Origin of the sequence: Nocardiopsis deserti, from assembly GCF_008638355.1 — a bacterium.
Classification (GTDB): Bacteria; Actinomycetota; Actinomycetes; order Streptosporangiales; family Streptosporangiaceae; genus Nocardiopsis; species Nocardiopsis alborubida.
The window spans coordinates 1-24,900 of record NZ_VWVS01000012.1 but is presented as its reverse complement, the minus strand read 5'-3'; the positions used below and the strand labels follow the sequence as shown (position 1 = coordinate 24,900).

The following is a 24,900-nucleotide window of genomic DNA, read 5'->3' as shown; positions in this document are numbered from 1 at the left end:
GGGTGGCGGCCCCTCGCGTGGGTGTGCGGACGCCGTGGGCGACCGCGGGAGACCTCCGCGCGTCGGACGCGGACTACTCCGCGAAGATCGTCTTGATGATCCAGAGCAGGCGCAGGATCTCGATGTAGAGCCAGACCAGGGAGACGGTCAGGCCGAAGGCGAACTGCCAGGCGAACTTGTTGGGGATGCCGGCGTTGAGGCCCTCCTCGATGCCGCGGAACTCCACGGCCAGGGTCAGCGCGGCCAGGACCACGAACACCAGGCCGATGAGCAGGCCCAGCGGGCTCGGCTCGCGCAGGCCGATGCCGCCCGCGACGAAGAAGCTGGCCACGAAGTTGACCAGCATCAGGGCCGCGGCGCCGAGCACCGCGTACGTGACGACCTTGACGAAGCCGTCGGTCACCTTGATGATGCGGAACTTGTACAGGGCGAGCATCACGGCGAACACCACGACGGTGCCCAGTACCGCCTGGGTCACGAGCGTGCCGCCCGCACCGGCGTCACCGGTGGTGGCCGTCAGGCTGGTGGCCAGGATCGCGGAGATGCCGCCGACGAGCAGGCCCTCCAGGGCGGCGTAGCTCAGGATGGCGACGGGGTTGGTGATCTGCTTGAAGGAGATCACCAGGCCCAGCACCAGGCCGCCGAGCGCGCCCACGAGGGTGAGCGCCACGGCGATGCCCGGAGCCGAACTGAAGAGGAAGTAGTTGACGACGGCGAAGGCCGCGACCACACCGAGCGTCATACCGGTGCGCACGACCACGTCGTCGATGGTCATCGGCTGGCTGTCGGCGCTCTGCACCGGGCCGCCGGGGTAGCCCTGCTGGGGGTAGGGCTGGCCGTAGCCCTGCTGCGGGTACGGTTGTCCGTACCCCGACTGGCCATAGCCCTGCTGCTGACCGTAGCCGTAACCCGGCTGGCCGTTGAGCCCCTGCTGGGCGCTCCCGGCAGGACCGGCCTGCTGGAGCGCCCGCTTGAGGACGGGGTTGGAACTCCGCATCCGCATGTCTAGTCAAGACCCTTTCACGCGTGGATTGCTGCCCACAAGGTAACGTACGCGCCTCATCCGGGGTTCCACGGGCAAGGTCACTGTTCAGACACGGCGCGGCGGGTCCGCACCGACCGCGCTAACCGCGCGTGACCAGGGACCGGGCGAAGAAGAGCATGTTCGCCGGACGCTCCGCCAGACGGCGCATGTAGTAGCCGTACCACTCGTCGCCGTAGGGCACGTAGACCCGCATCCGGTTGCCCTCGGCGGCCAGCCGTACCTGCTCGGCGTCGCGGATGCCGTAGAGCATCTGGTACTCGAAGTCGTCCTCGCCGCGGCCGTTGGCGGCGGCCAGCGCACCGGCGATGGCGATCATGCGCGGGTCGTGCGAGGCCACCATCGGGTAGCCCTCGCCCTCCATCAGTACGCGCAGCGCGCGCACGTAGGCCTTGTCCACCTCGGCCTTGTCGCGGAAGGCCACCGACTCGGGCTCGTCGTAGGCGCCCTTGCACAGGCGCACGCGCGAACCGGCCCCGCTCAGGTCGCGGCAGTCGGCCTCGGTGCGGCGCAGGTAGGCCTGGAGCACCGCGCCCACGAAGGGGAAGTCCTGGCGCAGTTCGCGCAGGATGCCCAGCGTGGAGTCGGTGGTGGTGTGGTCCTCCATGTCCAGGGTCACCGTGGTGCCGACCGCCCGGGCCGCCTCGGCGATCCGGCGGGCGTTGTCCAGGGCGATCTTCTCACCGTCGCTGTTGAGGAACTGGCCCACGGCCGAGAGCTTGACCGAGACCTCGGCGCGCTCGGCCAGACCCGCCTCGCCCAGCGCGGCCAGCAGGTCCCGGTAGGCGGTCACCGTCGCCTCGGCCTGGGCCGTGTCGGTGGTGTCCTCGCCCAGGAAGTCCAGGGTGACGTGGCGGTCCCGGGTCAGCTCTCCGACCACGGGGAGCGCCTCCTCCTGGGTGGAGCCCGCGACGAACCGCTTGACCATGGCCCGGGTGACGGGAGTGCGCTCGACGATGGTGCGGCAGGCCTGGGACCTGGCGGCGAGCAGCAGGGGTTTGCGAAGCATGGTGACCTCGGGAAAGACGTGCGCGAGCCGGTGGGCTGGCGCGGGCGGGGCGCGGCGGGTTCGTTCCGGCCGCGCCGGTGGATACGGGCGGGGTCCGGGCCCCCTCAGGACGGGAGGGGGCCCGGACCCCGGCGCCCGAACAGGGAAAGTACTGCGCGTAGCGTCCGTTGAGGGCACTGGCCCGTCCCGGCGCGAAGCGCCACTCGGGCGGTGGCGGGCGACGGCCGGGCAAGGCGAAGCGGAGCCCTCGAGGGGCGCTGTCAGCCCTGGTGGGGGTAGGAGGAGACCGTCGGCGCGACGAAGGTCTCCTTGATGGCGCGCGGGCTGGACCAGCGGGACAGGTTCTGCGCCGAACCGGCCTTGTCGTTGGTGCCGGAGGCGCGCCCGCCGCCGAAGGGCTGCTGGCCCACGATGGAGCCGGTCGGGCGGTCGTTGACGTAGAAGTTGCCCGCGGCGAAGCGCAGGGCCTCGCTGGCCTTGGCCACGGCGGCGCGGTCCCGGGCCAGGACGGCGCCGGTCAGGGCGTAGGCCGAGCCCTCGTCGACGACCTTGAGGACCTCGTCGAACTTCTCGTCCTCGTAGACGTGGACGGCGACGACCGGGCCGAAGTACTCGGTGCGGAACACGTCGTGGGACGGGTCGGTGCCCTCGATGATGGTGGGGCGCACGAAGTAGCCGACGGAGTCGTCGGCGGTGCCGCCCGCCAGGACGGTCAGGGTCGGGTCGGACTTGGCGTCCTCCAGGACCTTGGCCAGCTTGTCGAAGGCGCGGCGGTCGATGACGGCGCCGACGAAGTTGGACAGGTCGGTGACGTCGCCCATGGTCAGGGCCTCGGTCTCGGCGACGAGGTCGTCGCGGACCTGCTCCCACACCGAGCGGGCGACGAAGGCGCGCGAGGCGGCCGAGCACTTCTGGCCCTGGTACTCGAAGGCGCCGCGCACGATGGCGGTGCGCAGGACCTCGGGGTCGGCCGAGGAGTGGGCGACGATGAAGTCCTTGCCGCCGGTCTCGCCGACGATGCGCGGGTAGGAGCGGTAGTTGGCGATGTTCTCGCCCACGCTCTTCCACAGGTGCTGGAAGGTCCTGGTCGAACCGGTGAAGTGCACACCGGCCAGCTCCGGGTCGTTGAGGGCGACGTCGGAGACGGCGAGGCCGTCACCGGTGACCATGTTGATGACGCCGGGGGGCATGCCCGCCTCCTCCAGCAGGCGCATGGTCAGCTCGGCGGCGAACTGCTGGGTCGGGGACGGCTTCCACACGACCACGTTGCCCATCAGGGCCGGGGCGGTGGGCAGGTTGCCCGCGATGGCGGTGAAGTTGAAGGGGGTGATCGCGTAGACGAACCCCTCCAGGGGGCGCTGCTCCATGCGGTTCCACACGCCCTTGACGCTCAGCGGCTGCTGGGCGATCAGGTCGCGGGCGTAGGAGACGTTGAAGCGCCAGAAGTCGATCAGCTCACAGGCCGAGTCGATCTCCGCCTGCTGCACGGTCTTGGACTGGCCGAGCATGGTGGCGGCGTTGATGGTGGCGCGCCAGGGGCCGGAGAGCAGTTCGGCGGCGCGCAGGAGGATGGCGGCGCGGTCGTCGAAGGACATCGCGCGCCAGGCGGGGGCGGCGGCCTTGGCGGCGGCGACGGCGTCGCGGGCGTCCTCACGGGTCGCGTTGCGCATGGTGCCCAGGACCGCGGCGTGGCGGTGCGGCTGCACGACGTCGATGGGCTCGCCGCCGCCCATGCGGCTCTCGCCGCCGATGCGCATCGGCAGGTCGATGCTCCGGCTGCCGAGCTCCTCCAGCTTGGCCACGAGCTCCTCGCGCTCGGCGCTGCCGGGCGCGTAGGACAGAACCGGCTCGTTCTGCGGCAGAGGGACGTTGGTCACGGCGTCCATGGGCACCTTCCCGGTGAAGAATGTCCCTGAAACAAGCAGGGTTGGCTGACTCAACGCTCCCAGAACCAGGGCGTGCGAACCTTGTGGACCAGGCCACTCTTTGCCCGCCTTATTTGTTCTCCAGGACAAAATGGGACACACATGAGTAATGACCGTCCAGCATCAGACCCGCTCCCCGCACCCGGCGGCGGGGCGCCCCGACCGACACCGAAACCGGAGGTTCCACCTGTTCAGACTGGTTCGTCCGATGACAGGACCACAGGCCTGCCCCTGCGCGGACTGCTACTGGCCCTCGGCGATCCCGTCGTGGACGTGGCCGCCGCCCCGGATGGGCTCGATGTCCAGGTGGACAACGTCGTCATCCTCGACCCGGAGGACCACACGGAGGTGCGCGAGGGGGACCTGGTGCTGCTGATCGGGGCGCGGGGCGCCTCCGCGCGGCGCCTGGTCAGGACGCTGGCCGAGCGGGGCGCCACGGCCGTCGCGGTCAAGACCAGCGCGCACGCGGCGCCGGAGGAGGTGCTGCCGCCGCCCGCGGGGACGCGGCCCGGCCGCCCCCGGCCCGGAGGCGGCGACGAGGCGCGCGCGCTGCGCACCGAGGCGCAGGAGGCGGGGATCGCGCTGCTCGCCGTGCGCCCCGAGGTGCGCTGGGACCAGTTGCAGTCGGTGTGCCGGTCCATCCTGGACGACGTCCGCCTGACCGCCTCGGAGGACCTGAGCGAGTCCGGCGGCGACCTGTTCTCCATGGCGCAGACCATCGCCCGGCTCACCGGCGGGCTGGTGAGCATCGAGGACGCGGCGAGCCGGGTGCTGGCCTACTCCAGCGGCGCCGAGGTGGACGAGCTGCGGCGGTTGTCGGTGCTGGGGCGGCGCGGCCCGGAGTCGTACCTGGCGCTGCTGCGCGAGTGGGGGGTGTTCGCCAAGCTGCGCGCGGGCGAGGAGGTGGTGCGGGTGGACGAGCACCCCGACCTGGGCATCAGGCGCCGGTTGGCCGTGGGCATCCACGCGGGGCGCCAGCCGCTGGGCGCGATCTGGGTGCAGGAGGGGGACCGGCCGCTGGCCGAGCACGCGGAGGAGGCCCTGCTGGGTGCGGCGCGCACCACCGCGCTACAGATGATCCGTCAGCGAACGCAGGCCAGCGCGGGGCTGCGGCTGCGCGAGGACCTGCTGTCGAGCCTGCTGGAGGGGAGGATCGACGCCAGCGCGCTGGCCGACACCGTGGAGGTACGTGCCGACCGGGGCGCGCTGGTGGTGGCGTTCGCTCTGGTCGGGGGGCCGGAGAGTGCGGCGGAGGAGCGTCCTGACCGGCCCGAGCGCGAGCTGCGCCGCCGCCAGCTGATCGACCTGGTGTCGGTGCACACCGCGGCCTACCGGCGCAGCGCCCTGGTGACCGCGCTGGGCGGGCGGGTCTACGTGCTGCTGCCGGATCTGGCGCGCGCCCGGGAGGGGCGGCGCGGGGTGGAGCAGTCGGTGCTGGCGCTGACCCGCAAGACGGTGGCGGCGGCGCGCGCGGCGCTGGGACTGGAGGTCCACGCGGCGGTGGGGTCGCTGGTGGAGCGGCTGGGGGACGTACCGGACTCGCGCGCGGAGGCGGACCGGGTCCTGGACGCGATGGAGCGCTCCCCGGACCGGAGTCCGGGTTGGGACGTGGCGACCATCTCCGACGTGCGCTCTCGGGTTCTGGTCAGCGAGACGCTGGCGCGGCTGCGCGAGGACCCGTCGCTGCGGGACCCGCGGGTGAGCCGGCTGATCGAGCACGACCGTGCGGGCGGCGCCGACCTGGTGCGCTCCCTGCTGGCCTACCTGGAGGCGTTCGGGGACGCGCGGGCGGCGGCGGAGCGGCTGCACGTCCACCCGAACACGCTGCGGTACCGGGTGCGCCGGGCGGTGTCGGTGAGCGGGATCGACCTGGGGGACCCCGGCGAACGCCTGTTCACGCAGTTGCAGCTGTTGATGGAGCAGCAGGGCCCGACGCCCTGAGGGCCTGCCGCCGGTGCCCGAGGGGCGCACGGGGCGGCGTCCGCCTCGGAAAACACGCGACGCCCGCTCGGTGAGCAGGCGTCGTCGGGGCTGGTGCCGTGGGTACCCCCGGTCGGACTCGAACCGACACTTGTGACCCTTTTAGGGGGCCTGCCTCTTCCATTGGGCTACGAGGGCGTGGCCCATCATACCGGGCGGGCTGATTGCCCACTTTGACTTGGCTTGGCCGCATTGGGACAGGAAACGACCGGCTCCCCTCCGGGAAGCCGGTCGTCTCGCGCGCCTGTCGCGGAGGGCGCGCCCGCGGGCGCGTCCCGTCCGGTCAGCTGACCCGGCGGAGGCGGCCGTCCTCGATCTGCGGATGGCTGGCCTCCTCGAAGGCCTGGCGGGGCTCGGCCATCTCCGGGAGCGCGGCGTAGTCGCGGCGCAGGAAGAGGGCGAGCGTCCAGTCCGAGAGCACGCGCATCTTGCGGTTGAAGGTCGGGACCGCGAACAGGTGGTAGGACCGGTGCGCGTACCAGGCCAGGCGGCCGTTGAGCTTGATCTTGCCGAACAGCTGGGCGGCGCCCTTGTGGACGCCGAGCCCGGCGACCGCGCCCAGGTTCTTGTGGCGGTAGGCCTTGGGCTCGGTGCCGCGCAGGGCGGCGATCACGTTGTCGGCCAGGACCGGGGCCTGACGGACCGCGTTCTGGGCGTTGGGCGGGTAGTAGCCGCCGTTGCCGTCGGGCACCTGCGCGTTGTCGCCGCCCGCGAAGGCGTTCTCCACGCCGTTGACGGCCAGGTACTCGCTGGTGTCCAGGTGGCCCTTGGGTCCGAGCGGCAGGTCGCTGGCGGCCACGACCGGGCTGGGCTTGACGCCCGCGGTCCACACCAGCGTGCCCGAGTCGAACTCGGTGCCGTCGCTCAGCTTGATGTGCTGGTCGACCGCCGACTCCAGGAAGGTCTTGAGCCGGACGTCGATGCCGCGTCGGCGCAGCTGGTTGAGCGCCTTGCCGCCGACCTCGGGGCCGACCTCGGGAAGGATCTTGTCAGCCGCCTCGATGAGGTAGAACTGCACGTCCTCCAGGCCGATCGAGGGGTGGTGGCGCACGGCATCGCGGACCATGTCCTCCAGCTCGGCGATGGCCTCGGCCCCGGCGAAGCCGCCGCCGACGAAGACGAAGTTCAACGCCTTGCGCCGGATGGCCTCGTCGTCGGTGGAGTCGGCGATGGAGAGCTGGTCCAGGACGTGGTTGCGCAGGAAGGCGGCCTCCTCGACCGTCTTGATCCCGATGCCCCACTCGGCCAGGCCGGGGATGGGCAGGGTGCGCGAGACCGCTCCGGCGGCCATGACGAGGTAGTCGTAGGCGAGGGTCTCGGCCTCGCCGACGTTGGGCTCGTAGCGGACCGTGCGGTCGGCGTGGTCGATGCGCACGACCCTGCCGCCCAGGACGCGGACCCGCTTGAAGACCTTGCGCAGCGGGACGACCACGTGTCGGGGCGAGATGCTGCCGGACGCGGTCTCGGGCAGGAAGGGCTGGTAGGTCATGTAGGAGTTCGGGTCGATGACGGTGATCCGCGCCTCGCCCGCTCCGAGCTTCTTCTCCAGCCGCCTCGCGGTGTACATCCCGAGGTAACCGCCGCCGACGATGAGGATGTGCGGGATCTCCGCGTCGTCCCCTCCGCCGTGTACCAGCCGGTAGTTCCTGCTCTCGGTCATCGCATTTCCGCCCTAACGGTTCTTCTGTGTGGTGCCCCTTCCCAGGGGCCGCGAGGTTGTCACGGTCTTCGGTCGCCCGCGCCGTGGTCGCGGCGGGGTGCCGCCCGGGGCGGAGCGAGGTACTTCGTCCCTCCGCTTGTGCATTCTTTCACAAGCCCCCGCCGACAGAGAAGGTTCACACCGCCCCACCTTCCGACCACTTCCCACCGCACCTTACCGACGTTTTCGCAGGTCAAAGTGGTTGTGAAAGCATTCACAAGGCCCCTGGGGGGTGACACGTCTCACCCGGGACACCCTTGCGCGCGCTTCGGGAGGCGCCCTGCGGGACGCCCCCCGGAGGCGGTGTCAGACGACCAGGCTCCAGGCCACGCCGTCGAGGATGTCGTGCTCGCTGGCCGTGAAGGAGTCGGCTCCCGTGCGGGCGAGCACCCGGGACAGCACGAGCGCGCCCGCACCGATGACGTCCACCCGGCCCGGGTGCATGACGCCGATCAGCGACCGCTCCCGTGAGGTGGCCTTGAGCAGCTCCCCGGTGATGCGCTCCAGGTCGGCGACGCCCACGCGGGTGTGGTGGATGCGCTCGGGGTCGTACTCGGGCAGGTCCAGGGCGATACCGGCGACCGTGGTCGCGGTGCCCGCGACACACACGACCGAGGCGGCCTCGCGCAGCGGGACCACCCGCTCGACCTCGTCCAGCGCGGCCTCGATGTCGGCGGTCGCCGCCGCGACCTCCTCCGCCGTGGGAGGGTCGCCGCGCAGGTGGCGCTCGGTCATGCGCACGCAGCCGACGTCCACCGACAGCGACGCGCGGACCAGCTCGCCGCCGTCGTCCCCGGACAGGGAGCCGCCCAGGACGAACTCGGTGGAGCCGCCGCCGATGTCCACGACCAGGAACGGCGGGGCCAGGTCCTCGCCCGGGCCCTCGGCCTCCAGCTCGGCGGTGGCACCCACGAAGGACAGCTCGGCCTCGTCCAGGCCGGTGACCACCTCGGGCTCCACACCGAGGATGTCGCGCACGCCGTCGACGAAGACCTGGCGGTTGCTCGCGTCCCGGGTCGCGCTGGTGGCGACCATGCGCACCGCGTCCGGGCCCAGGGCGATGCCGTGCGCCTCGATGGCCTCGGCGTACCCGCGCAGCGCCTCGAAGGTGCGCTCCAGAGCCTGGGGCGCGAACGCCCCGGTCTCGTCCACGCCCTCGCCCAGGCGCACGATCTCCATGCGCCGGTCGACGTCGACCACCTGCACCTCGTCGTCGCCCACGTGGACGACGTCGGCGATCAGCAGTCGGACGGAGTTGGTTCCGCAGTCGATGGCCGCGACACCGTTCATGAGCCGTTCCCTTCGTCGCCCTCGGGGGCGTCCTCGTCGACACACACGCACGGGCCCCTGTCCCACCAGTGCGGCAGTTCCTCCAGCGCCTCGGCGCCGAAGGGGTTGGTCCCCGGCTCGGCCAGCTCGTGGGCGACCAACGCGTGCAGGCACTTGACCCGGGTGGGCATGCCACCGGTGCTCTGCATGCCCTCGGGCAACGGCTCGACGCCGTCCAGCCGCGCCTGCTCGGCGCGCTCGGCCAGGTAGGATTCGTGCGCCCTGGTGTAGGCGGCCCGGAGTTCGGGGTCCTCGCCCAGACGCTCCTGCATGCGCCGCATGCGGCCCTCGTTCTCCATCCGGCCGATGGCCGAGGCGGCGCGCGGGCACGTCAGGTAGTACAGGGTCGGAAAGGGCTCACCGCTCTCCAGCCGGGGCGCGGTGCGCACCACGTCGGGCAGGCCGCAGGGGCAGCGGTGCGCGATCGCGCGTACGCCGCGCGGCGGGCGGCCCAGTTGGAGTTCGACGGCGGCGGTGTCGCGCTCGGCGACCGGGGCGTTGCGCCCGGCGGCGTGCCCGGGCGCGGGCTGATCTGCGGAAGTCATGGCGCACCCAGCATAGGGCCGCACGCGCACCCGCGGGCGCGGGCGGTCCACCGGCGGCCTGCGCGCGGGCCCTCGCCGCAAACACGCGGGCGCGGGCCGTCAGCGCACACCACCGCACCGGTTCCCGCGCGCCGGAGCCGCCGAAGGGAGACGTCGACGTGAGCAACCCGTCCGGGCCCGTCCCCCTCCGTGCGCGGGACGTGGCCGCCATGGCCGGGATCGCCGCCTGCGGCGGGGCCGCGGGGGCGGTGGCCCGCCACCTGGTGGCACAGGCCTGGCCGACCCCCGACGGCGGGCTGCCGCTGGCCACCCTGGCCGTCAACCTCGCGGGTTCGGTGCTCATCGGCGTCCTGGTCCCGGCCGTCACCGGTCCCCGGCCCGCACCGCCGTGGGTCAGGCAGCTGCTCGGCACCGGTTTCCTGGGCGGGTTCACCACCTACTCGGCCCACGTCCTGGACACGGGGACGCTGGCGGCGTCCGGGCGGGTCGCCGAGGCCGCGGCCTACACGGCGCTCACGCTGGTCGGGGCGGTGGCCGGAACCGCTCTGGGCGCGTGGGCCACGGGGCGCGCGGTCCGCGCCCTGGGGCGTGGGAGGCGCTCGTGAACTGGGAGGTGTGGCTCGTCGGCCTGGGCGGCGGCGCGGGGGCGGCCCTGCGCTACCTGGTGGACCGGGCCGTCTCCCGCGCGGTCGGCGCGGGGCTGCCCTGGGGCACGTTCACCGTGAACGTCGCGGGCACCCTGCTGCTGGGCCTGCTGGTCGGCGCCGCCGGGGCGGCGGCCGTCTCCCCGCGGCTGTGGGCCCTGCTCTCCGTCGGGCTCTGCGGCGCGCTGACCACGTACTCGACGTTCTCCCACGAGGTCCTCTCCCTCGTCCGGGAGGGCCGCGCTCTGGCCGCCGGCGGCTACGCGGCCCTGACCGGGTGCTGCGCGCTGGTCGCGCTGGCGGCGGGGGCGTGGGCCGCGGGCGCCCTGTTCTGAGGGCGCCCGGAGGGCTCAGAGCCCGTCGCCGGACGGCGGGTCGTCGGCCTCCTCCACCGAGCGCCACAGGGTGGTGAACCAGGGCTCGCTGGGACCGGTGTCGTCCTCGTCCTCGTCCTCGGAGTCGGGCGGGATGACGATGTAGGCGGTCTCGCCGGGGTACTGGTAGTGCAGCCGGACGCGGGCCTCGCGCTCCACGTAGGAGTCCTGGGTCATCTCCTCCTCGCGCTGGCGCAGGTCCCGCACGCTCTGCTCCATGCGCGCGCGCTCCTCCCGGAGTTCGGCGAGCTGGGCGCGCTGGGCGACGTACTCGCGCAGCGGGTAGGCCAGGCTGAGCGCGATCACGCACATCACGAGCGCGAGGATGGCCGCCCGGCTGGTGAGCATGGGCCGCACCCGGTGGGTGCGGCCCGTGCCCGTGCCGGAGGGTCCCGTCTTCCGGGCGGTACGGCGCTCGGGCCTGTCGGCTTTGGTCGCCTTCTTGGCCTTTGGACGCTGCTGCTCGGATTCGCGGGACACTGGGGCAGACTAGCCGCGCGCGGCGAAGCGCGGGAAGGCCGACACGCCCGCGTACACGGCGGCGTCGTCGAGTTCCTCCTCGATGCGCAGCAGCTGGTTGTACTTGGCGACCCGCTCACTGCGCGCCGGGGCGCCGGTCTTGATCTGCCCGGCGTTGGTGGCCACCGCGATGTCGGCGATGGTGGTGTCCTCGGTCTCGCCGGAGCGGTGGCTGATCATGGCCGTGTAACCGCTGCGCTGGGCGAGGGAGACCGCGTCCAGCGTCTCGGTGAGGGTGCCGATCTGGTTGACCTTCACCAGCAGCGAGTTGGCGGTGTCGGCCAGGATGCCGCGCTGGAGCCGCTCGGGGTTGGTGACGAACAGGTCGTCGCCCACGAGCTGGACCTTGTCCCCCAGCTGGGCGGTGAGCTTCTTCCAGCCCTCCCAGTCCTCCTCGTCGAGGGGGTCCTCGATCGAGACGAGCGGGTAGGCCTCCACCAGCTCGGCGTAGTAGGCGGCCATCTCCTCCGAGGAGCGGGCCTTGCCCTCGAAGGTGTACACGCCGTCGCTGAAGAACTCGCTGGCGGCCACGTCCAGGGCGAGCGCGATGTCGGTGCCCGGGGTGTAGCCCGCCTTCTCGATGGCCTCCACGATCAGGTCGAGGGCGGCGCGGTTGCTGTCCAGGTTGGGGGCGAAGCCGCCCTCGTCGCCCACGCCGGTGGCCAGGCCGTGGGCCTTGAGGACCGCCTTGAGGGCGTGGTAGACCTCGGCGCCCCAGCGGACGGCCTCGGAGAAGGTCGGGGCGCCGATCGGCGCGACCATGAACTCCTGGATGTCGACGTTGCTGTCGGCGTGCGCGCCGCCGTTGAGGATGTTCATCATCGGCACCGGCAGCACGTGTGCGTTGGGGCCGCCGATGTAGCGGAACAGGGGCAGCCCGGCCTCGGCCGCGGCGGCCCTGGCCACGGCCAGGGAGGCGCCCAGGATGGCGTTGGCGCCGATCCGGGACTTGTCCGGGGTGCCGTCCAGGTCGATGAGAGCGCGGTCGATGATGCGCTGTTCGTCGGGGGCGTGGCCGAGCAGCTCGTCGGCGATCTCGTCGTTGACGGCCGTGACGGCCTTGGTCACACCCTTGCCGCCGTAGCGGTCGCCGCCGTCACGCAGCTCGACCGCCTCGAACTGGCCGGTGGAGGCGCCGCTGGGGACGCCCGCGCGCGCGATGGTTCCGTCGTCGAGCAGAACCTCGACCTCGACTGTCGGGTTGCCCCGGGAGTCAAGGATCTCCCGCGCCTGTACTGCCTCGATGGACGCCAAGGTCTCTCTCCGTCTCTTGGGGTTTCTCGGACCACTGGTTCAGGACCCGACACGAGACTAGCGACCCCGCACCGGGGAGGGAGCGCGCACCCGGCGGAATTGGTCTAGTCCATGTCGGACATGCCCGACTCCAGGGCGGCCATGGCGATGTCGATGGCGCGTTCGCGGTGGTCGGCGGCCTCCTCCGCGGAGAACATGACCGAGAGGTCCTGGATGCCGCCGAGGGCGATCACGGCGCCCATCCGGGCGGGCACGCCGCCCTCGGGCCCCACGAGCAGGGTGTCCAGGCGTCGGCGCCAGGAGATGACGGACTCGACCAGGCCGATGTCGGCCAGTGCGCCCAGGTCGTTGAGGACGGCGAGCAGCAGGGCGCTGTGGCGCACGCAGACGTCGAAGTAGTCGCCCAGCAGCGCGCGCGGGTCGTCGGCCCCGCCGTGGCCCCCGTACCTGGCGAAGAGCGCCTCCATGTCCTCACCCAGGGGGCTGACCAGCGATGTGAGCAGGTCGTTCTTGGAGGGGAAGTGGTAGTACAGCGCGGCCTTGGTGATGCTCAGGCGCTCGGCGATCTCGCGCAGGCTGGTCTTCTCGAAGCCCTTGCGGGCGAACAGCTCCAGGGCCACCGCCCGGATCTCCGCCTTGGTGTCGTTCCGCGCTCTGGGCACCCGTGTCACTTCCGTTCCCTCGCCACCTGATCGGACGAGTCTAACGGCGACCTTCCGGCCGGTAGTTTACTTGCCGATAGGTAAGTTACTTGACGCACGGTAAGTAGCGTTCTAGCGTGGGGACAACGGCACCCGAAGGAACGAGAACGCCATGACCGCCGTACGCAGCGTCCTGATCTCCGGCGCGGGCATCGCCGGGCCGACCCTCGCCCACTGGCTCCACCACCACGGCATCGAGGCCACCGTCGTCGAACGCGCCCCCGCGCCCCGCACGGGCGGCTACGCCATCGACGTGCGCGGCACGGCCCTCGACGTCGCCGAGCGCATGGGGGTGCTCGACGGCATCCGGACCTCGGCCACCGAGATGTCCACGGCCACGACCGTGGACGCCCGCGGCAGGCGCAGGGGCGGCTTCGAGGCGAGCGCGCTCACCGCCGACGACCGCTCCGCGGAGCTGCTGCGCGGCGACCTGGTCCGCCTGGTCCACGCACCGACCACCGCGCACACCGAGTACCTGTACGGGGACTCCGTCACCGCGTTCGAGCAGGAGGGGGACGGGGTCCGCGTGACCTTCGAGCGGAGCGGGCCGCGCGTGTTCGACCTCGTCGTGGGGGCGGACGGCCTGCACTCCACGACCCGGCGGCTCGCGTTCGGCCCGGAGGTTCCGCACCGCCGCTTCCTGGGCAGCTACATCAGCATCTTCACCGTGCCCAACCACCCGGGGCTGGACCGCGAGGCCGTGCTGTTCAACACCCCGGGGCGGCTCGTGGCCATGTACCACACGCCCCGCGCGGAGGGGGCCAAGGCCATGCTGGCGCTGTCCGTGCCCGAGGAGAGCGGCGTCGACCGCAGGCCGCCCGAGGAGCAGAGGGAGTTCCTGCGCCGGGCCTTCGCCGGGCACGGGTGGGAGGCCGACCGCGTCCTGGACGCGATGGAGCGGGCCCCGGACTTCTACTTCGACTCCGTGGCCCAGATCCGCATGGACCGCTGGTCGGCCGGGCGCGTGACCCTGCTCGGGGACGCCGGGTACTGCCCCTCCCCCATGTCGGGGCAGGGCAGCAGCCTGGCCATGGTCGGCGCCTACGTCCTGGCCCAGGAACTCGCCCGCAACGACGGCCACGGCGCGGCGCTGGCCGCCTACGAGGCCCGGATGAGGCCGTTCGTGGCGGCCAACCAGGACATCGCCGACCGGGGCCAGGCGTTCCTGCTCCCGCGCACCCGGCCGGCGCTGCTGGCACGTGGCCTCCTGCTCCGGCTGGCCCCGCTGCTGTCCTCCCTCGGAAGCTTCGACAACCGGCTGTCACGAGCGTCGGAGGCCCTGGAGCTGGACGCCCCCGCACCCGCCGGGGCCTGACGCGGACCGACGCCCGGCGGATCCACCCGCCCCCTTCGCCGTGGTCTTGTACTTATAGCGAGGTTCGGGCGCCGACATCGGCTACAAGTACAAGATCATCGCAGGCCAGGCCCCACGCATCACATCCGCGACACCCGCGGCCAGCCCGTCAGGCCTCGCCCGCCTTGTCCCAGTAGGTCCGCCACTCCTGTCCGGACAGCTCGCGGGGCTCCCTGCCGTCCGCGCGGGCGGCGTCCTCGGCGGCGCGCACACGGGCGTCGAACCGGCGGGCCGCCGCCCTCAGGTCGGTCTCGGCGTCACGGCCCCGTCCGCGCTCGGCCGCCACCGCCGCGAACAGCTCCCCGCCCTCGGCCCCGTCGTCGCCGACCAGGTCGGCGGGGAAGCCGTTGCGCACCGCCCTCCTCTGCAGCTCGTCGGCCAGCAGCACCGCCGGCTGGGCGAACGGGACCCCGTCCAGGACCGAGTTGCGCCCGTCGCCGCCCGCCGCCCGGGCCTTCTCCGCCCGCTCGGCGGCCTTGATGGCCTCCCAGTTGGACCCCACCTCGTCGGCGCCCGACACCTCGACCCCGCCGAACACGTGCGGGTGGCGGCGGGTCATCTTGTCGATGATGGCGTCGGCGACGTCGTCCACCGTGAACCGCGCCGGGTCCCCCTCGGGCCGCTCTGCGGCGACCGCCGCGTGGAAGACCACCTGGAGCAGCACGTCGCCCAGCTCCTCGCGCAGCAGCGCGAAGTCACCCTCCTCGATCGTCTCCAGGGCCTCGTAGGCCTCCTGGATGAGGTACTTGGCCAGCGTCCCGTGGGTCTGGTCGCGGTCCCACGGGCACTCCCGGCGCAGGGTGTCCATCACCTCGACCAGGCGCAGCACCCGGTGCCCGGCCGGCGGGGCGCCGCCCCTCCCGCTCCGCGCGTCCTGGGGGTCTCGGGGGTCGTTCAACGCTCTTCCTCCACTGTTCGCGCCGCCGTTCAGCCGTCGTGCTCGGGCAGCCAGCCGCCCGCGCGCAGGGCCGACATCACCCGGGCCACGGACTCGGCCGGGTCCACGTCCTCGGTGTCCACCACCAGGTCGGCGTCGTCCGGCTCCTCGTAGGGGTCGGAGATCCCGGTGAACTCGGGGATCTCCCCCGCCCGCGCCTTGGCGTACAGGCCCTTGCGGTCGCGGGCCTCGCACACCTCCAGCGGGGTCGCCACGTGCACCAGGAAGAAGTCGCCGAACTCCTCCACCATCGCGCGCACCTCCGCCCGGCCCTTGGCGTAGGGGGCGATGGGCGCGCACACCGTGACACCGCCGTGCCGGGTGATCTCCGAGGCCACGTAGCCGATCCGGCGGATGTTGAGCTCCCGGTCCTCGCGGGAGAAGGTCAGCCCGCTGGAGAGCATGCGCCGCACCACGTCGCCGTCCAGCAGGGTCACCGGGCGGCCCGACCTGCGGATGCCGTCGCACACCCCCCGGGCGATCGTGGACTTGCCCGAGCCCGACAGGCCGGTGAACAGCACGGCCAGCCCCCTCGCGGTGCGGGCCGGGCGCAGCCGCGCCAGCTCCGCGCCCACCCGGGCCGGGGTGAACCACGAGGGCAGCTCGCGCCCGTGCGCCAGCTCGGCCTCCACCTGCTCGTCGGTCAGCTCGGCCCGCGCGGACGCCGGGTCGATCCGGGTCACGGGCAGCCACAGCCCGTCGGAGGAGTGGTAGCGCCACGGTTCGGGGTCCAGCACGGTCAGGGGCGGCCGCAGGGCCATCACCCGCTCGACGTCGGGGCCGTCCCCGCCGGTCACCGCCAGCATGTGGGTGGCGCCGTAGGACGCGGCCACGTGCGCGGCCAGACCCACCTCGCGCGCCCCCCACGGCCCGCCGAACAGGCCCCGGGAGCGGTCGGCGCTCCTGGGCAGCGTGCACACCACGAAGGAGGTGCGCGCGGGCAGCAGGGGCCCGGCGGCCAGCACCGCCGTGGCCATGCCCACGTCCTCCAGGCCGGTGTCGACGATCACCAGCACGTCGGCGCGGCCGCCCTCGCCGTGGACCAGGCCCAGCGCGTCGGCCTCGGCCCTGACCTGGTGCAGGGCGCGGTGGTGCAGCGGACGGTCGGTGACCACGGCCAGCAGGGGGCGCTCGGCGGGCTCCAGTTCACGCTGGGCCCGCACCTCCGCGGGCGAGGGGCGCAGCTCGCGCAGCACGCCGTAGGTGGGCGGGCGCAGCAGGGTCACGGAGCCGGCCAGGAGGTGGCGGCCCCCGGCGTCCCGCCAGTGCTCGGTGACGTCGAGCCCGGCCAGCGGCGCCCCCTCCGGGTCGGAGAGGGTCAGGTGGTCGGCTCCGGACAGCTCCTCGGGCACCTCCAGCGTGACCGGAACCGGCCAGGGACGCCCGTCGGGCAGGCGGCCGTCCCGCTCCACCGACCCCGCCTCGTCCCGCGTCATGAAACCGGGCAGCGGGTAGGCGCCGTTGAGGATCAGCTCCAGGTGGGCGAGCCCGTCCGGACCTGGGGCGAAGACGGGGGCGTCCGGGCTCCCCACACCGCCCTGCGGCGCACTCCCACGCCTGTTGGCACTCACCACGCGCTTCCTCTCCTCGGGCGGTCCGACAAACGCACCCAGCGTATGCCGCGGGCACGGGACGACCCGCCCTCACACCGTGTCAGACGGAATAGAAGCAGTTCGGAGACGGTTCTACCCGGTGCGCCGCCGCCCGCGCCACCAGGCCGGGGACGCGGGCGGCACGGGGCAGCTCCGTGTCGCCGGTTGTCCACACCCCGCCCGCGCCGGACCGCCGGACTCGATAGTCTGAAGGGTGCCGGGCGTCCACTCACGCAGCCGCCTTCTTCCCGTGCAGGCCGCGACCGCCACCGCCTGATCCGGACCACTTCCACTTTCTGGTGCTATGAGCCTCATTGGACTTCTCGCCGACGTCTCCAGGGACCCGGCACTGCACAGCGCGATCGAGGCCGCCCGAGGCGGCCGCGATCCCCATCTCGACCTCGTCGCCCCGGCGGCGCTGCGCCCCTTCATGGTGGGGGCGCTGGCCGCCGACGCCCCCGTGGGCGCGCAGCGGCCCGTGCTCGCCGTCACCGCCACCGAGCGCGAGGCCTCCGACCTGGCCGACGCCCTGGGCTGCCTGCTGCCCGAGGACTCGGTGGCCCTCTTCCCCGCGTGGGAGACGCTGCCGCACGAGCGGCTCTCCCCGCGCTCGGACACCGTCGGCCAGCGGCTGGCCGTCCTGCGCCGTCTGGCCCACCCCGACCCCTCCGACCCGCTGACCACCCCGCTGCGCGTGGTCGTGGCCCCCGTGCGCAGCGTCCTGCAACCGCTGGTGTCCGGGCTGGGCGACCTGGAGCCGGTGCGCATCCGCCCCGGCGACGAGGCGTCCCTGGAGGAGGTCGTCCAGGCCCTGGCCAACACCGGCTACGCCCGTGTGGACCTGGTCGAGAAGCGCGGCGACATGGCGGTGCGCGGCGGCATCCTGGACGTGTTCCCGCCCACCGAGGAGCACCCGCTGCGGCTGGAGTTCTGGGGCGACACCGTCGAGGACATCCGCTACTTCCAGGTCGCCGACCAGCGCTCCATCGAGTCCTCCGAGGGCGGCGGGGACCCGCGCACCAGCGCCTCCTCCGGGCTGTTCGCGCCGCCGTGCCGCGAGCTGCTGCTCACCGACACCGTGCGCGGGCGCGCGCGGGCGCTGGCCGAGGAGCACCCCTCCCTCGCCGAGATCCTGCACAAGATCGCCGACGGCGTCGCGGTGGAGGGCATGGAGGCCTTCGCGCCGGTGCTCGCCGAGCGCATGGAGCCGTTCCTGGCCCACCTGCCCGAGGGGGCGATGGTGGTGGGCTGCGACCCCGAGCGCATCCGCACCCGCGCGGTGGAGCTGGAGGCCACCAGCGCCGAGTTCCTGGACGCGTCGTGGATCAACGCCGCCTCCGGCGGAGAGGCGCCCATCGACCTGGGCGGATCCGCCTACATGTCCATCTCCGAACTGCGCTCCACCGCCACCGAGATGGGTCTGCCCTGGTGGGGGCTGACCCCGTTCGCCGCGGACGAGACGGGCGGCGCGGCCGAGGAGGACGACGCCGTCGTCGTCGGCGCGGTGCCCTCCGAGTCCTACCGGGGCGACACCGAGCGCGCGCTGGCCGACATCAAGGGGTGGCTGCACGACAACTGGAGCGTCGTCCTGGTCACCCAGGGGCACGGCCCCGCCGAGCGCCTGGTGGCGATGCTGCGCGACGCCGGGCTGGGCGCCTCCCTGGCCGCGGACCTGACCGAGCAGCCCAGACAGGCGGTCGCCACCGTCACCACCGGACTGGTCGACCACGGCTTCCTGCTGCGGTCGGTGCACACGGTGGTGCTCACCGAGACCGACCTGGCCGGGCAGAGGTCCTCCACCCGGGACATGCGGCGCATGCCCAGCAGGCGGCGCGGCACCGTCGACCCGCTCCAGCTCAAGCCCGGCGACTACGTCGTGCACGAGCAGCACGGTGTGGGCCGCTACCTGGAGATGGTCAGCCGCCAGGTGCAGGGAGCCACCCGCGAGTACCTGCTCATCGAGTACGCGCCCTCCAAGCGCGGCCAGCCGGGCGACCGCCTGTTCGTGCCCACCGAGCAGCTGGGCGAGGTCACCCGGTACGTGGGCGGTGAGGCGCCCACGCTGTCCAAGATGGGCGGCACCGAGTGGAGCAAGGCCAAGAGCCGGGCCCGCAAGGTGGTCCGGGAGATCGCCGGCGACCTCATCCGGCTGTACTCGGCGCGCCAGGCCTCCCCCGGGCACGCCTTCGGCGCCGACACCCCGTGGCAGCGCGAACTGGAGGACGCGTTCCCCTACGTGGAGACGCCCGACCAGCTCGCCGCCATCGACGAGGTCAAGAAGGACATGTCCAGGTCGGTCCCGATGGACCGGCTGATCTGCGGCGACGTCGGCTACGGCAAGACCGAGGTGGCGGTGCGCGCGGCCTTCAAGGCCGTGCAGGACGGCAAGCAGGTCGCCCTGCTGGTGCCCACCACGCTGCTGGTGCAGCAGCACCTGTCCACGTTCACCGAGCGGTACGCCTCCTTCCCGGTCACCGTCAAGCCGATGTCGCGGTTCCAGACCGACGGCGAGGTGGAGGTCACCCGCGAGGGGCTGCGCTCCGGCGAGGTGGACGTGGTCATCGGCACGCACCGGCTGCTGTCCTCGGAGACCCGCTTCAAGGACCTGGGCCTGGTCATCATCGACGAGGAGCAGCGCTTCGGCGTGGAGCACAAGGAGGCGCTCAAGCGGCTGCGCACCCAGGTGGACGTGCTGGCGATGTCGGCCACCCCCATCCCGCGCACCCTGGAGATGGGCCTGACCGGCATCCGCGAGATGACCACGATCCTCACCCCGCCCGAGGAGCGCCACCCGGTGCTCACCTTCGTGGGGCCCTACGAGGACAAGCAGATCACCGCGGCCATCCGCCGCGAGCTGATGCGCGAGGGACAGGTGTTCTTCGTACACAACCGGGTGGCGTCCATCGACAAGGTGGCGGCGAGCATCCAGCGCCTGGTCCCCGAGGCCCGGGTGGCGTACGCCCACGGCCAGATGAACGAGCAGCAGCTCGAGAAGGTGATGGTCGACTTCTGGGAGAAGAACTTCGACGTGCTGGTCTCCACCACCATCGTCGAGTCCGGCCTGGACGTGCCCAACGCCAACACCCTCATCATCGACCGCGCCGACACCTACGGCCTGTCACAGCTGCACCAGCTGCGCGGCCGGGTGGGCCGCGGGCGCGAGCGCGCCTACGCCTACTTCCTCTACCCGCCGGAGAGGCCGCTGACCGAGACCGCCTACGAGCGGCTGGCCACCGTGGCCCAGCACACCGAGACCGGCGCGGGCATGTACGTGGCCATGAAGGACCTGGAGATCCGGGGCGCGGGCAACATCCTGGGCGCGGAGCAGTCCGGGACCATCGCGGGCGTGGGCTTCGACCTGTACGTGCGCATGGTCGGCGAGGCCGTGGCCGAACTCAAGGGCGACCCGGACGCGGTCAAGGAGATCGAGACCAAGGTCGAGCTGCCCATCAACGCCTACATCCCGCACGACTACGTGCCGGGTGAGCGGCTGCGGTTGCAGTCCTACAAGCGCATCGCCAGCGTCACCAGCGAGGAGGACATCCTCGCCGCCTACGAGGAGCTCACCGACCGCTACGGCACCCCGCCCGAGCAGGTGGACAACCTCATGGCGGTGGCCCGCTTCCGGGTTCTGGCCAAGTCCGCGGGCCTGTCGGACGTGGTGATGCAGGGCAACCAGATCCGCTTCGCCCCGGTGGAGCTGCGTGAGTCGCAGGAGCTGCGGCTGCGGCGCCTGCACCCCAAGTCGATCCGCAAGGAGGCGACCCGGACCCTGCTGGTACCGGTGCCCAAGTCCGGCGGACTGGGCGGCAGGCCGCTGCGGGACCTGGAACTGCTCAAGTGGTGCACCGACCTGGTCAACTCCATCTTCGAACCGCAGAAGAGGAAGACCGCGCCCAAGGAGAACGCCTAGGACCTGCCGCGAACGGGTTTCCCGCCTGAGAGTGCTGTGTCCGGGCGTCCGGGCGCGGTGTTCGGCCCACGGGCCGGAGCGCGGCACCCGGCAACGCCGTGGGCCGTCCTGGAAGACCGGGGCGGCCCACGGCCGCGCTCAGCCCTGCGGCCCTGCAGTCCTGCGGCCCGGAGACCACCGGGCCGTCGGCCGGAGGCGGGCGAGGGCTTCGACGGGGGACGGCGACCGGTCCCACCCCGGCCGCGGACAGCCTTCGTGGAGACCGACCGGGGCGGGACGGATCATGGCGTGGTGCCGTCAGGGAACCGGGGCAAGGCGTCAACATCCCCCCGCGGCCTGAGGAACCCGCGCGCCTCGGGGGAGTCGGGCAGTGCCTCGGCCACCATGCGCACGGCTTCGGCGCGGACGGCGGGACGGGCACGGCCCAGGGCGTACGCGAAGGACACCGCCGCACGCGGCCGCGCAGAGGCGAGCAGGTCCCGCAGCAGTTCCAGCCCGGGGTCGGGGCCGGTACCGGAGTCGGGGCCGCTGTCGGTGGGAACCAGGTCGCGGGCGACGTGGTCGAGGAGACCTCCGATGCGGTGGGTGCCGGGGAAGAAGAACGGGTCTCCGTCCTCCGCGCCTTCGGCGATCGCGCGGGTGGCCTGCAGCGTCCACGGCCACGGGGAGCGGGCCAGCGCCCACGCGGCCGCCACCCGGACCGTGTCCGGGTTCCCCGGTGCGAGGGCCGCGGTGATCCACTCCCGGTCCGCGCAGGCCAACGCAGCCAGCGACACCGCCGCGCACTCGCGCTCGACGGCCGAGCCGTCGGAGGCGAACCGCTCGCGTAGCGCCGCCACCGCGGGCGCGGGATCCTCCGGGCGGGCCCAGGCCAGGGCCAGCACGGCGGACTCGCGCACGCTCGTGTCGGGATCGGCGAGAAGGGCCAGCAGTCCCGGCACGGCGGCACCCAGTGCCAGGTGCACCCGTTCCATCAGCGCCGGTTCGTCCTCGGCGAAGACCGCCAACAGCAACGCGTAGAGCAGATCACCCCGCCGCAGAGGGGAGTCCGGATCGACGGCCGCCGCCACCAGCGCGGTAACCATGTCCGGTGTCTCGGGGTACAGGGGACCGATCTCGATCAGAATCCAGGACAGCAGATCCAGGGCTTCGGAGGCCCGGCCGGGTTCCCCCGACCCCAGGTCGGCGAGGATCGCGGGGATGTCCGCCTTCCCCTCCGCGTAACGCAGGGAGTCCCAGTCGGTGAACCCTGGTTCGACACTGACCACCGGAACGCTCCTCTCCTCGGCTCGGTACCCGCTCAGGGCACCGAGCCTAGGGCCGCTCACGGCAGGGGCGTCCCCTCGGGGCAGCGGCTGAGGGACCGCTTCCGGCCCCGCGCACACCGCCTCACCGCTGCGGGGTGTCGACCTCGTCGGGCTCGGCCTCGTAGGTGATTCCGTACATCTCCTCGGACTCCTCGTCCTCGACGGACCCGCGACGCCACCAGCGCCCGCCTCCGGCCCGCCCTGCCCTGCGCTCCTCGCGCCGCTGCCTGCGCAGCTCCCGGCGCTCGCGTTTGCGCTCCGCGCGTTCGGCTGCCCGGTCCGCCCTGCCCGAATCCGGCTCCTCGTCCTCGGGGGCCTCGTCCCGCGGAGCGTCCCGGTCGGGGTCCGGCTGTGCCTCCCCCGCACGGCGGCGCAGCGGCGTGACCGTGGCCAGGCCCTCACCGACCGGCACGTCCGGGGGCAGCTCCACCTCCGGCCGGGCCCGCGGTTCCTCCTCGGCGGGGCGCGTCACGTCCTTGGCGGAACGCGCTGTCTCCTTGGGGGAGGGCACCGTGTCCCTCGTGGCGGGCGTCTCGTCCTTCACGGAAGGCGCCGCGTCCTTCGCGGGGCGCCGCTCACGCTCGGTCGCCGAACGCGGAGCCCTGCGCGCCGACGGACGCCGCCCGCGCGTGTACCACCAGTTGGCCACCCACGCCACGACGGCGGCGGCCACGCCCACCTCCAGGGCGGCGACCAGGCCCACCTGCCACGCCGACGGCCCGACCTCGCTCAACCTCTCACCACCGAGCGGCCCACCGGCCATCACGGCCAGCGCCGCGCACAACAGCCCCGTGGTCACCCCGCACACGAAACCCCACAGCGGAGCGGCCTCGCTGACCACGTCCGGGGCGCTGCGCTGGGTGAGGGCGCCGCCCACCGCCCCCGCCACGAACGGCACCGCCAGCGCCAGCAGCGAGGCCACCGGCGCGGCCCCGTTCGACGGCAGCGCGGCCAGCATCGGGAGCATCGGCAGGGCCCCCACCGAAACCCCCGTCGGCGCGACGACGGTCCCCGCCCCCACCGCGAACCCCGGGCCCAGCGCGTAACAGACCGCGAACACCACCGCGTTGGGCAGGTAAGCCAGCTGGACGACGACCAGCAGCGCGCCGCCCACCAGGCCGGGACCGAGCACCCGGGTCGTCTCGACGACCTCGGACAGACTCATCCCCAGAGCCACCAGGAACAACAGCAGCCCGCCCAGCAGGAGCGTTCCCGTGGAGGCGAGCATCCCCACCAGCAGGGAGCGCGACCGGGCGGGCATCAACCGCAGCAGGTCCCGGGCGGGTACCTCCCTGTCGCGCATCAGCTGGCGCAGCACCCCCAGCCCTCCGGCCAGGAAGGCGATGACGAACCCCATGACCAGCGCGCGCGGCATGCTCGGCTCGACCGCCTCGGTACGCGCCAGCAGGGCCAGGGTGCCCGCGATCGCCGCGTAGGGCCCGGCGATCGCCAGCGCCGCCCGATACACGTACCGCAGGCGGGGGATGTCGCAGGAGCGCGCCAGCCACCGTCCCGACCGGTACAGCAGCAGCCCCGGCAACAACACCAGCCCCAACGGCAGCAGGGCGATCTGGCCGTCGGGCACCGAGAACGACACGTGGTGGCCCACCAGCCAGGCCAGCACCGCACCCTGGAGGATGTCGACGATGTCCTCGCCGAAGGTGTCGTGCGGCGCGGCCACCCACCCGATGATGGTGAGGGTGACGATCACGGCCAGCCCCAACGCCGCGGCGGTGGCCGCGGCGATCCCGCCGGTCGCGTAGACGGGTCGGGGCGCGACGGCCGCGTCGGGCTCCGCCGCACCGCTGGACCGCGTGCGCTGGGAGGGGCGGCCGCGGTCGGGGGGAGATCCTGGCGTACTCACCCGACTTATGCTGCCAGGGACCGGAATGCTCCGTGGTATCCCGGCCGCGCGTGTCGTGCCCGGAAGGACGGAACCGGAACCGCGGCCCGGCCGTCCTACCCGGGGAACGAGGCTCCTCCCCAGCCCGAACGGATCGGTCCCGCATGGCAGGCCCCGAGCACCAGCGCCCCTACCGCCTCTCCGACGCCGAACGCGACGACGCCCTGGTCAGGCTGCGCACCGCCTTCGAGGAGGGGCGCCTGGACATCGACGAGCACGAGGAGCGCGTCTCCCTGGCGGTGCACGCCGTCACCTCCTCGGACCTGGTCCCCCTCTTCGACGACCTGCCCGCGGCGGACACGCGCGCCCCCGGTTCCGGACACGGAAGCGCCCGGGGGCCCGGGTACGGGCGCGCGCCGGTTCCCGAACCCCGCCGTGAGGACCGGAAGGCCGCACCGGCCGCCAACTCGGGTTGCGCGGACACCGGGAACCGCTCCGCGCCCTGGTGGGGCGTACTGCCCTGGGTCGGCTTCGTCTTCCTGTTCTGGGGCCTGCCCGCCGTCCTGGACGGAAGCGCCGAGGCCCTCGTCGGCTGGGGGATCTTCCTCGCCGTGATGATCGTCCCCCACGTCGTCGTGGGCATGGCCAGGCGCCGCCACCGCTCCGCCTGACCTGCGGTCGGCGGGCGCGGGGGCGCACACGACAACGGCTCCGCCTCACCGCTGAGCGGCGGGGCGGAGCCGTTGTCGGTACCGGAACGCGTCAGAACAGCGCGCGCGCCAGCTGAGCGGTCTCGCTGGGAGTCTTGCCGACCTTGACGCCGACGGCCTCCAGAGCTTCCTTCTTCGCGGCGGCCGTGCCCGAGGAACCCGAGACGATCGCGCCCGCGTGACCCATCGTCTTGCCCTCCGGAGCCGTGAAGCCCGCCACGTA

Annotated in this window: 19 protein-coding genes, 1 tRNA gene and 1 pseudogene; 6 read left to right on the top strand and 15 right to left on the bottom strand. The window is 73.0% G+C overall.

The window, feature by feature from the left end:
* Positions 1 to 73: 73 nt before the first annotated feature.
* The 3 genes from FYW99_RS15230 to pruA form a co-directional block, all read right to left on the bottom strand.
* Positions 74 to 1,003 (bottom strand): Bax inhibitor-1/YccA family protein, encoded by a 930-nt coding sequence (locus FYW99_RS15230; protein ID WP_150252718.1) that lies wholly within the window; start codon positions 1,001 to 1,003, stop codon positions 74 to 76.
* 121 nt (positions 1,004 to 1,124) lie between these two features.
* Positions 1,125 to 2,051, bottom strand: coding sequence for a proline dehydrogenase family protein (locus FYW99_RS15225; RefSeq protein WP_150252717.1), 927 nt, complete (start codon positions 2,049 to 2,051; stop codon positions 1,125 to 1,127).
* Positions 2,052 to 2,311: 260 nt separating this feature from the next.
* Positions 2,312 to 3,937, bottom strand: coding sequence for an L-glutamate gamma-semialdehyde dehydrogenase (gene pruA / locus FYW99_RS15220; RefSeq protein WP_150252716.1), 1,626 nt, complete (start codon positions 3,935 to 3,937; stop codon positions 2,312 to 2,314).
* 141 nt (positions 3,938 to 4,078) lie between these two features.
* Between pruA and FYW99_RS15215 the strand changes: the two genes are divergently transcribed.
* A complete protein-coding gene (locus tag FYW99_RS15215; RefSeq protein ID WP_223839051.1) occupies positions 4,079 to 5,917 on the top strand; it encodes a helix-turn-helix domain-containing protein in 1,839 nt (612 codons plus the stop codon).
* A 103-nt stretch (positions 5,918 to 6,020) separates the two neighbouring features.
* Here FYW99_RS15215 and FYW99_RS15210 read toward each other — a convergent pair.
* From FYW99_RS15210 to FYW99_RS15195, 4 genes are all read right to left on the bottom strand, one after another.
* Positions 6,021 to 6,094, bottom strand: a tRNA-Leu gene (locus tag FYW99_RS15210).
* 145 nt (positions 6,095 to 6,239) lie between these two features.
* Positions 6,240 to 7,616, bottom strand: coding sequence for an NAD(P)/FAD-dependent oxidoreductase (locus FYW99_RS15205; protein WP_017568317.1), 1,377 nt, complete (start codon positions 7,614 to 7,616; stop codon positions 6,240 to 6,242).
* A 345-nt stretch (positions 7,617 to 7,961) separates the two neighbouring features.
* On the bottom strand, positions 7,962 to 8,945 hold the full coding sequence (locus FYW99_RS15200; RefSeq protein ID WP_150252715.1) for a Ppx/GppA phosphatase family protein: 984 nt from the start codon (positions 8,943 to 8,945) through the stop codon (positions 7,962 to 7,964).
* On the bottom strand, positions 8,942 to 9,529 hold the full coding sequence (locus tag FYW99_RS15195) for a DUF501 domain-containing protein (protein WP_150252714.1): 588 nt from the start codon (positions 9,527 to 9,529) through the stop codon (positions 8,942 to 8,944). The genes FYW99_RS15200 and FYW99_RS15195 overlap by 4 nt, the downstream gene beginning before the upstream one ends.
* A gap of 158 nt (positions 9,530 to 9,687) precedes the next feature.
* On the opposite strand from FYW99_RS15195, the gene crcB (FYW99_RS15185) reads away from it, so the two are divergent.
* Both crcB (FYW99_RS15185) and crcB (FYW99_RS15180) read left to right on the top strand, forming a co-directional pair.
* Positions 9,688 to 10,134, top strand: coding sequence for a fluoride efflux transporter CrcB (crcB, locus tag FYW99_RS15185; RefSeq protein ID WP_223839050.1), 447 nt, complete (start codon positions 9,688 to 9,690; stop codon positions 10,132 to 10,134).
* Positions 10,131 to 10,508 (top strand): fluoride efflux transporter CrcB, encoded by a 378-nt coding sequence (gene crcB / locus FYW99_RS15180; RefSeq protein WP_150252712.1) that lies wholly within the window; start codon positions 10,131 to 10,133, stop codon positions 10,506 to 10,508. Before crcB (FYW99_RS15185) ends, crcB (FYW99_RS15180) begins: the two co-directional genes overlap by 4 nt.
* Positions 10,509 to 10,523: 15 nt before the next feature.
* On the opposite strand, the gene FYW99_RS15175 is transcribed toward crcB (FYW99_RS15180), so the two are convergent.
* From FYW99_RS15175 to FYW99_RS15165, 3 genes are all read right to left on the bottom strand, one after another.
* Complete coding sequence (locus tag FYW99_RS15175; RefSeq protein ID WP_150252711.1) at positions 10,524 to 10,895, bottom strand: FtsB family cell division protein; 372 nt, start codon at positions 10,893 to 10,895, stop codon at positions 10,524 to 10,526.
* 141 nt (positions 10,896 to 11,036) lie between these two features.
* On the bottom strand, positions 11,037 to 12,320 hold the full coding sequence (eno, locus tag FYW99_RS15170; RefSeq protein WP_150252710.1) for a phosphopyruvate hydratase: 1,284 nt from the start codon (positions 12,318 to 12,320) through the stop codon (positions 11,037 to 11,039).
* A gap of 104 nt (positions 12,321 to 12,424) precedes the next feature.
* Positions 12,425 to 12,982, bottom strand: a complete 558-nt coding sequence (locus FYW99_RS15165; protein ID WP_150252709.1) for a TetR/AcrR family transcriptional regulator — start codon at positions 12,980 to 12,982, stop codon at positions 12,425 to 12,427.
* A 151-nt stretch (positions 12,983 to 13,133) separates the two neighbouring features.
* On the opposite strand from FYW99_RS15165, the gene FYW99_RS15160 reads away from it, so the two are divergent.
* Entirely contained in the window at positions 13,134 to 14,336 is a 1,203-nt protein-coding gene (locus FYW99_RS15160) for an FAD-dependent monooxygenase (RefSeq protein ID WP_150252708.1), read from the top strand.
* 148 nt (positions 14,337 to 14,484) lie between these two features.
* Here the strand turns inward: FYW99_RS15160 and FYW99_RS15155 are convergent, their stop codons facing one another.
* Positions 14,485 to 15,183 carry a nucleoside triphosphate pyrophosphohydrolase gene (locus FYW99_RS15155; protein WP_150252968.1) on the bottom strand — a complete coding sequence of 233 codons (699 nt, stop codon included), beginning with the start codon at positions 15,181 to 15,183 and terminating at the stop codon, positions 14,485 to 14,487.
* A 119-nt stretch (positions 15,184 to 15,302) separates the two neighbouring features.
* Positions 15,303 to 16,886 (bottom strand): adenylyl-sulfate kinase, encoded by a 1,584-nt coding sequence (gene cysC, locus FYW99_RS15150; protein WP_150252707.1) that lies wholly within the window; start codon positions 16,884 to 16,886, stop codon positions 15,303 to 15,305.
* Positions 16,887 to 17,208: 322 nt separating this feature from the next.
* Between cysC and mfd the strand changes: the two genes are divergently transcribed.
* Entirely contained in the window at positions 17,209 to 20,817 is a 3,609-nt protein-coding gene (gene mfd, locus FYW99_RS15145) for a transcription-repair coupling factor (RefSeq protein ID WP_150252706.1), read from the top strand.
* A 281-nt stretch (positions 20,818 to 21,098) separates the two neighbouring features.
* On the opposite strand, the gene FYW99_RS15140 is transcribed toward mfd, so the two are convergent.
* Positions 21,099 to 22,085 carry a HEAT repeat domain-containing protein gene (locus FYW99_RS15140; protein ID WP_150252705.1) on the bottom strand — a complete coding sequence of 329 codons (987 nt, stop codon included), beginning with the start codon at positions 22,083 to 22,085 and terminating at the stop codon, positions 21,099 to 21,101.
* Between the two features lie 121 nt (positions 22,086 to 22,206).
* Complete coding sequence (locus FYW99_RS15135; RefSeq protein WP_150252704.1) at positions 22,207 to 23,988, bottom strand: cell division protein PerM; 1,782 nt, start codon at positions 23,986 to 23,988, stop codon at positions 22,207 to 22,209.
* 143 nt (positions 23,989 to 24,131) lie between these two features.
* Between FYW99_RS15135 and FYW99_RS15130 the strand changes: the two genes are divergently transcribed.
* Positions 24,132 to 24,638 (top strand): DUF1707 SHOCT-like domain-containing protein, encoded by a 507-nt coding sequence (locus FYW99_RS15130; protein ID WP_150252703.1) that lies wholly within the window; start codon positions 24,132 to 24,134, stop codon positions 24,636 to 24,638.
* 91 nt (positions 24,639 to 24,729) lie between these two features.
* Here the strand turns inward: FYW99_RS15130 and FYW99_RS15125 are convergent.
* Positions 24,730 to 24,900, bottom strand: a pseudogene (locus FYW99_RS15125) (succinate--CoA ligase subunit alpha); the annotation flags it as partial.